Consider the following 8,152-nt stretch of genomic DNA (forward strand, 5'->3'; position numbering starts at 1 on the left):
GCTCGGCCGGGGGCACCGGGGTGGTGGCTGGAGGCGGGTTCGCCGCCGGGGCCGTGGCCTGCGCGGGCGGGCTCCCCTGCCCCGCGTCCCGAGCACCCGAGTTCGAGCGGGCCACGGCGAGGACACCCACGAGGCCCGCGAGCCCCACCACCGCGGCTCCAGCCCACAGGGGCTTGCGGTTCGGCGCGACGGGGGGCCCCGGCTCGGTGGCGGAGACCGTGTCGAACTCGCGGTCGTCGGCGCCGGAGAGGTCTTCCGCGGGGAGCGCGACCCGGCGCGCGGAGGCGGTGTCGGCCTTGCCAGCGGAACCGGCCCGGCGCGCGGAGGCGGTGTCTGGCTTGCGGCTCGAGGACTCCTCCCGACGGCGCGCGGAGGCGGATGACCGCGAGCCTCCGTCCCCGGGACGGTCCGCGGACGCACCGGCGTCGTCATCGGCGGAGCCGGTCCAGGCCATGGAGTTCTCGTCGCTCGGGGACTCAGCCCTGGCGGCGGGGAACTCGCGGGATTCGCTGCGCCTGGCGAGCGGCGCTTCCCTTCCCATGGACTCCAACGGCATCTGCGGCGTGGGCTGCGGAGGACGGCCGTTCGGAGCCGGGTCTTCTCGCGACAGCACCAGCGTCGTCCCGTGGCGGTCCTCATCCGGCGAAGCGCCCCGCTTCGCTCCCGAGGCGTGCTCGCGCGACTGCATCACCGCCGTGGGTTCGCGGGGCGGCGCTCCGGCGGCGGGCAGCGCTCCATCCGCCAGCGCGGTGCGCTCCGGGAGCGCGGGCAGCGCCTGGTTGCTGGCCGCGATGGGGAACAGCGGCCGGACGAACGCGCCCACGTCGGTGTCATCGACGGAGCGGGCGTGGTTCAACACGCACTGCGCCAGCGCGCGCTCCAGCTCGCCCGCGGTCTGGAAGCGCTTGGACAGGTCGCGCTCCAGCGCGCGGCAGATGGCGGCGTCCAGGTCCGGCGGCACGTCCGGGTTGAGGCGCGCGGGCGGCACGATGGAGCTCTCCTGCACCGCGCGCAGGACGGCGATCTCCGAGTCCCCCTGGAACAGGCGCCCGCCGGTGAGCAGCTCCCACAGCACCACGCCCAGCGCGAAGACGTCGGTGCGCACGTCCACGTTCTCGCCCCGGGCCTGCTCGGGCGACATGTACGCAAACTTGCCCTTGAGCACGCCGGGGTTCGTCAGCTTGTTGCCCGCCTTCGCGATGCCGAAGTCGGTGAGCTTCACCGCGCCGTCGTAGGACACGAGCACGTTGTGCGGCGTGACGTCCCGGTGCACCAGGTTCAAGAGCTCGCCGTTCACCCGCAGGCGGTGGGCGTAGTGCAGTCCGCGCGCGACCTCCGCGCCGATGTGCGCCACCAGCACGGGCGGCATCGGCGTCATCGACTCCTTGCTCCGCTTGCGCAGCTCCCACAGCGAGCAGCCGCGCACGTACTCCATCGCCAGGTAGTAGGTATCCTCGTGCTTGTCGAAGTCGAAGATCTGCACCACGTTGGCGTGGTTGAGCCGCGAGGCCAGCCGCGCCTCCGCGATGAACATCTGCACGAAGTCCGGGTCGCTCGCGAGGAACGCCCGCACGCGCTTGATGACGACCTCCTTCTCGAACCCCTCCGGCCCGCGCGCGGTGCACAGGAAGATCTCCGCCATGCCCCCTTCGGCGAGCTTGCGGCGCACGACGTACTTGCCGACGTGGGTGCCTGCCTCGAGCGTCACGGAAGGGTCCAAGGCCACGCCTACTCGAACTTGACCGTCACCACGTTGAGGTCGATGGGACGCACCTCGATGCGGCGGCTGACAGTGCGTTTCAGTTCGGGGTTGGTGAACTTGCAGTCATAGAGGCCCACCCCCAGCTTCACCGGCTGGAAGGGCGTCTCCCCCAGCTTGCGGCCGTTGCACGACACCTCCGCCCAGGGCGTCACCACGAAGCTCACCGACGCGGACCGCTCCGCGGCACGGGCGGCGTCACGCACCTCCGCGGTGGGCACCACCGTGGCCGCGGTGGCGACGGGCGCCTTCGCCGCCGGAGCCTGGGAACCAGGGGACTCCTGGGCCTGCTTCACTTCGGGGCTCGAGGCGTCCGGCTCACGGGGACCGGCCACGCCGGAAGGTCCGACGCCGGGCTCCGGTGTCGTGGGAGCCGCAGGAGCCGGGGGCGCGGTCGCGGGCGGCTCCGTGCCGGGCTTGCCGGACGACGGCATCGGCACGAGCTTCAGCGGCCCCACGTCCAGCCGGCCGGACGGCGGGATGACAATCTGCGTGCGCAGCTCGCGGTAGCCTTCCTTGATCAGCACGACCCAGTAGCGGCCGGGCTTCACCGTCGGCAGCGTCAGCGGCGTGCGCTCCGGGAGCACCCGGTCCTCGAAGACGACGCGCGCGCCCGCGGGCTCGGACTCCACGTGCACGCCGCTGGCGCCCGGGCCCAGGCTCCACACGATGCCGACGCCCACCAGGATCGCGACGAGCACGATGGCACCGTACAGGAGCCCGCGGCGCTTCGGCCGCTCCACGGCGGACTGCTCGGTGAGCGTGCCGGTGCGGGCCGGCGGCACCCACGCGTTGGGCATGGGCGCGCGGGACGCGGAGCGCGGCGCGGTGGACGCGGTCATCTCCTCGATGGTCGCGTGCGGAGCGGGCACCGGGAGCCGGTGGCCGCGGTGTTCGCCGGACGGCGTGGGCCCGCCCGGACGGGGGACTGGAATCTCGGAGCGCGGCACGGCGCGCAGGTCCTGCGTGGGGCCCTCGTCCAAATCGGCGCGGGAGACAGCGCGCATGTCCAGGGTCGAGTCGTCCTCGTCATCCTGGGTCAGCGTCGCCGTCAGGGAGCGATGATCCAGCGTGGGACCGTCCTCCTCCACCTGGAACCCACGGGAGAGCTTCCCCTGCGTGTCCACCATCGCGAGCGTGGGACCGTCCTCCTCCACCTGGAACCCGCGGGAGAGCTTCCCCTGCGTGTCCACCATCGCGAGCGTGGGACCGTCCTCTTCCACCTGGAACCCGCCGGAGAGCTTCCTCTGCGTGTCCACCATCGCGAGCGTGGGACCGTCCTCGTCCTGCGTCACCGTCGGGAGGGAAGGCTCCTCCAGGCGCACCGGCCGGGTGCTCCGCGAGGGAGGTGACTCCAGGGCCCGCCGCGAGCCCGTCATGCCCCGAGGGGCCTCGGCGCGCGGGTCGGCGTTGCGGACCTCGGAGCGGGGCTCCGGCCGGGCGTCCACGGACCGTGCATCCACGCGCGGGTCGGCGTTGCGAACCTCCGAACGGGGCTCCGGCCGGGCATCGACGGCGCGGGCATCCACGCGCGGGTCGACGTTGCGGACCTCCGAACGGGGCTCCGGCCTGGCATCGACGGAGCGGGCTTCCGCGCCCCGGGCCTCCGCGTTGCGCGCATCCACCCGCGCCTCCGCGTTGCGGCCCTCCGGACGGGTGTCCGGGCCCCGGACCTCCGAGCGCGCCCCATCCGACTCCGCGTCCTCGCGGCGCGCCTCCACCTTCCCACTGGGACGGCTCGGCCGGTTCGGACGCAGCGTGGTGGTGGGCTCGTTCTCCGTGCGCGCTGGCGCCGTCGCGGGCCGCATCACCGAACGGCGCGGCGCGGGCGGAGGAGCCACCCCCGCCTCGTCGTCCGTCACCTGCACCTCGCCGGAGCGCGCCTCCTCCGTCAGGCGGTCCGCGTACAGTTCCCCCATGTACCCGGCCAGGTCCGCTGACGTGCCACAAGGCTGCGGCTGCGACGCGAGCCACCCCTCCAGCGCCCGCTGCAGCTCCTGCGCGTGCTGGTAGCGCGCGTCCGGCTCCTTCGCGAGCGCCTTGAGCACGATGGTGTCCAGCTCCGCCGGCACCCGGGGCGCCACGTGCGACGGCACCGGTACGTTGCACTCCGCCACCGCCGACAGCGTCAGCATGTCACTGGCGCGCTTGAAGAGCCGGCCCCCCGTCAGCAGCTCATGCAGCACCACGCCCAGCGCGAACACGTCCGAACGGCGGTCCACGCGCTGCCCGGCGGCCTGCTCCGGCGACATGTACGAATACTTGCCCTTGAGCACCCCGGAGCGCGTCACGGTGGCCTGATCCGCCGCCTTCGCGATGCCGAAGTCCACCACCTTCACGCCACCGTCGAACGTCACCAGGATGTTCTGCGGTGACACGTCCCGGTGCACGATGCCCAGCGGGCGCCCCGCCGCGTCCGTCTTCTTGTGCGCGTAGTCCAGCCCCGCGCACGCCTCCAGGAGGATGCGGCAGACGAGGGGCACCGGCAGCGGACGCCCCGCCGTCTCCGAGCGCTTCCAGAGCCGGCGCGCGTCCACGCCATGGATGTACTCCATGGCGATGAAGAAGGTGTCCCCCTCCGCGCCCAGGTCGTAGATCTGCACGACGTTGGGGTGAGCGAGCCGGGCCGCGATCCGTGCCTCGTCCAGGAACATCCGGACGAACTCGTCGTTCTCCGACAGGTGCGGGAGGATCCGCTTCAACACCAGCAGCTTGTCCGGAGCATCCGAACCCGGCCGGCGTGCGAGGTAGATCTGCGCCATGCCGCCCGTGGCGAGGCGCTTCAGGAGCTGGTAGCTGCCGTAGGTTTCGATGGACACGGCCGGACGCGAGGAGGCGAGCCCCAAGCGTAAGCGGCCGGGCCAGGGGAATCAAACATCGAATCCCCCTGGGCTTTTCCCGGTTCCACCGGGCGTGCGCCTAACGCCGGGCGGCCCGGACCTCGCGGGTCTCCCGCATCAGGGCCTCCAGTTCGTCCAGGTGCCGCTTGAGCACCGGCATCAGCACCGGGGCCGCGTCCACCCGGTCGAACAGGTCCAGGACCCGGTCCACCTTGCGCTCGATCTCCTGCGCCCTCACGGGGCTGATGCGCCTGAGCAGCATGTCCGCCCCGGCCTCCATCAGCACCCGCGCCACCGCGTTCCGGTCCGCCAGCGGTTCCTGCTTGCGCTGCCCTTCCCCGCGGATGACCCGCAGCCCCGGCGCACCGGCGCGCGGAGAGGACTTCATGGGCTCATCAGGGGTCCAGGTGTTCACAGCGCCTCCAGGGCAACAGCGTGCAGACGCTCCGCAGGGTACACACCGAGGGAGCGCCTCCAATTTTCTGGTCATCCGCACAGGCAGATGCAGTGCTGTAGCACCGGGGTCTGACAACCCCGTTCGGGGCCGGATGGCCGGCCCGTCACGGGGTCCACAACCACGGGTTTCCCACCGTTCAGTCGTTGGCGCAGGCGCGGCGGTAGGTGATGGCCACCTTGGAGCCCGGCGGCGGCACCACGCTGAACACCACGCTGTTGGACGCGGCGTCGTAGGTCCACCCGCTGGTGGTTTCAGTGCCGTTGACGGTCACCACCACCGTGCCCGCGTCGGGCTCCTCGCTCAGCGGGAAGCGGTCCTGCGCGCTGAACGCCTTGTTGGCCACCTGCCGGAGCAGCGGCGCGTAGTCCGCCGCGCAGACGTTGAGCACCTCGCCGCCCGTCTGCGCCGCCGCGTCCGCGTACCGGGTGCCGGTGCCGCCCGCCGTGGCGCAGGACGTCTTGGTGGGCGCGATGGCGAAGAAGGTGGCCCGCTGCGGCTGGTTCTCCCCCTTGCGCTGCTGCGCCCACTGCACGTACGTGGCGACCGCGTCCGGCGAGTGGTCGTCCTCGTCACCCACGAACACCACCACCAGCGCCGCGGGGTCGCGCAGGAAGCCCGCGTTGCCGTCGTTGGCCAGCGGCGTGCGCGGATCATCCACGTTGTTCACCAGCGGAGAGGTGAGCGCGCGGCGCATCGCTTCAAAGCCCTGCTCCACCTGGGCGCACTGGCCCACCTGCACGTTCTGCTGGAGCACCTGCGCCACGTCGGGCGTGGCCAGCGTGAGGATGCGCTGGCGGCTGTTGTCCGCCGGGAAGAAGCGGCCGGCCTCGCCGCCCAGCGCGCCGCCCGGGCACGCGCCGGACACCGCGGAGATGCCCGTCGTCGTCACCGCCATGTTCACGTCCACCGCCTTGTTGCGCGCGGCGTCCACGAACGCGGGGATGGCGGACACGAGCTTCGGGTGCTCCTCCACCATGGACGCCGTGTTGTCCACGACGAACAGCACGTCCACCTTGCTCACGTCCTGCTGCACGAAGTTGTCCGTCTTGTCCGTCTTCTTCGACGACTCACCGATGAGCGGCACCATCAGCGGGATGGGCAGGTCGCTGGAGTCCACGAAGAGCGGCGACAGGTTCATGCCCGTCACCTGCGCCAGGTAGTCCACGCCCACCGTGAAGGACTCGCCCGGCTGGAGCTGGAACGCGGGCGGCGCCGGGTGGTCCAACAGCGCGAACTCCGTGTCCGTCGTGCCCGGCCCGATGAAGACGTTGGAGATGGTGACGGGCGTGGTGCACGCGTTGAGGTAGTTCACCTCACGCGGCGCCGGGCGGCAGTCCTTGCGGCCCAGGCCGAAGTCCAGGTACCAGGGCGACGCCACCAGGCACGTCTCCTGCGAGTTCGCCATCAGCGGCACCTGCCGCACCGGCGTCACCGGGTTGTACTGCTCCACCTGCAACTCCCCCGCGAAGTTGCCGCCGGTGAAGGGCGCCTGGAACGCCACCTGGAAGCTGAACCAGTCGCCCGGGTAGATGATGCCGCCGAAGAGCTCGCCGCCGGGCATCTTGAACACGCCGCCGCCGTCGTTGGCGATGCGGATGTTCTTCACGGGGCACAGGTCCGCGCCCTTGTTCTCCAGCTTCACGCCCAGCACCGCGCCGCGGCCTGGCGGGAGGGTGCCGAAGTCCACCAGCTCCGGCGTGACGGTCAAGTCACAGGGCGCATGCGCCTTCGCGCTGCCGAAGAAGTCCAGTTGCACGGTGGCCGCGGAGAACGCGCTCGTGGTCATCACCAGCGCGCCGGACGCGCTGCCCTCGCGCATGGGCTCGTAGAAGACCTCCAGGTTCAGCTCGCCGTTGGCCGGCAGGGTGAACGGCAGCGGCACCGGCTTGTTGTTGAACTGGAGCTGGGCGCCCGTCGCGTCCGGCGTCCAGTCCAGCGTGTTGATGGTGAGCGGCCCCGCGTTGTCCGTGCCGCAGTTCTTCACGTTCACCACCACGCGCACCTTGGAGCCCAGCGGCTGCTCGCCGAAGTCGTGCATCATCGGCGACACGCAGAGTTCGGACGCGCCGCCGAAGCCGCGCAGCGGCACGGGCAGCGTGGGGTGGCGCTTGCTCACCACGGTGTAGACGGCGCGGTCCGTGGCCGCGCCCATGTGGCCGGGGCTGTAGCGGATTTCGAAGGCGCGCACCTCGCCCGGCTGGAGCACCAGCGGCAGGCCCGTGTTGTTCTGGCTGAAGGACACGTCCGTGCCATCCAGCATGAGCGACGTCACCGTCACCGGCTCCGTGCTGATGTTGCGCAGGCTGGAGGCCTTGATGGCGTCGCGGTCCACCGGCACCGCGCCGAAGTCCAACACCTCTGGCTCCGCCACCACCGCGCGCTCCAGCGACTCCGCCGTCACCTGCACCGGCACGTCCGCGCACCCGTGGCAGGGTGAGATGGCCAGCGCAATCTGCTTCCTACCCACCCGCACCGGGTTGAAGGTGAGGGGCAGCTCCACGCGCTCGCCCGGGTTCACCGTCACCGGCGCCGCGACGAACTCATCCTTGTCCGCGCCCACCAGCTTGGGCGTCACCATCACCGGCAGTTCCGTGGGGTTGTCCAGCGTCACGCCCAGCGTCTTGGTGGAGTCCGCCTCGATGCGGCCGAAGTCCAGCGCGCGCGGCGTCACCCGCGCCCACGCGTCCACGCCCGCGCCGTTGAGGGGAATTCGCATCAGCGGTTCGATGCGCGTGTCCGAGCGCACCACCAGCACCGCGGGCAGACCGCCCTGCAAAAGCGGCGCGAAGCGCACCTTCAGCGTGCACTCGCTGCCCGGCACCAGGCTGTGCGGCCCCTCGTGGGTGAACTCCGCCTTGTAGGCGCCCTCCGGCCCCTCCACCCAGGCCTCGTCCACCGTGATGCGCGCGCGGCCCACGTTGCGCAGCGTCACCGTGGATTCGCGAGCGTCGAAGACCGCCACCCGCGCGAAGTCGACGCCACCCGGCGTCGCCGTCAGCCGGCCGTCCGCGAGCGATGAGCGCTCCCGGTCCGCGCAGCCCGACAGCAGTCCCACCACCACCAAACCCAGCAGGCCCCAGCGCCCCGTCATGGCAC

The 8,152-nt window shown here is 71.8% G+C and carries 4 protein-coding genes; all 4 read right to left on the minus strand.

Annotation, left to right across the window (positions count from 1 at the left end; translation table 11 throughout):
- The coding region (locus tag D7Y21_RS38610) for a serine/threonine-protein kinase (protein ID WP_147469505.1) at positions 1-1,708 on the minus strand (1,708 nt) is incomplete at its 3' end.
- A gap of 20 nt (positions 1,709-1,728) precedes the next feature.
- Positions 1,729-4,578: a protein kinase gene (locus tag D7Y21_RS38615; protein WP_147469506.1), complete on the minus strand. Its 2,850-nt coding sequence runs from the start codon at positions 4,576-4,578 to the stop codon at positions 1,729-1,731.
- Positions 4,579-4,678: 100 nt separating this feature from the next.
- Positions 4,679-4,987 (minus strand): hypothetical protein, encoded by a 309-nt coding sequence (locus tag D7Y21_RS38620; RefSeq protein WP_120565907.1) that lies wholly within the window; start codon positions 4,985-4,987, stop codon positions 4,679-4,681.
- 205 nt (positions 4,988-5,192) lie between these two features.
- Positions 5,193-8,147 (minus strand): choice-of-anchor D domain-containing protein, encoded by a 2,955-nt coding sequence (locus tag D7Y21_RS38625; RefSeq protein ID WP_121718376.1) that lies wholly within the window; start codon positions 8,145-8,147, stop codon positions 5,193-5,195.
- Positions 8,148-8,152: the final 5 nt, after the last annotated feature.

Source organism: Corallococcus sp. AB045 (assembly GCF_003668895.1).
GTDB classification, from domain to species: Bacteria; Myxococcota; Myxococcia; order Myxococcales; family Myxococcaceae; genus Corallococcus; species Corallococcus coralloides.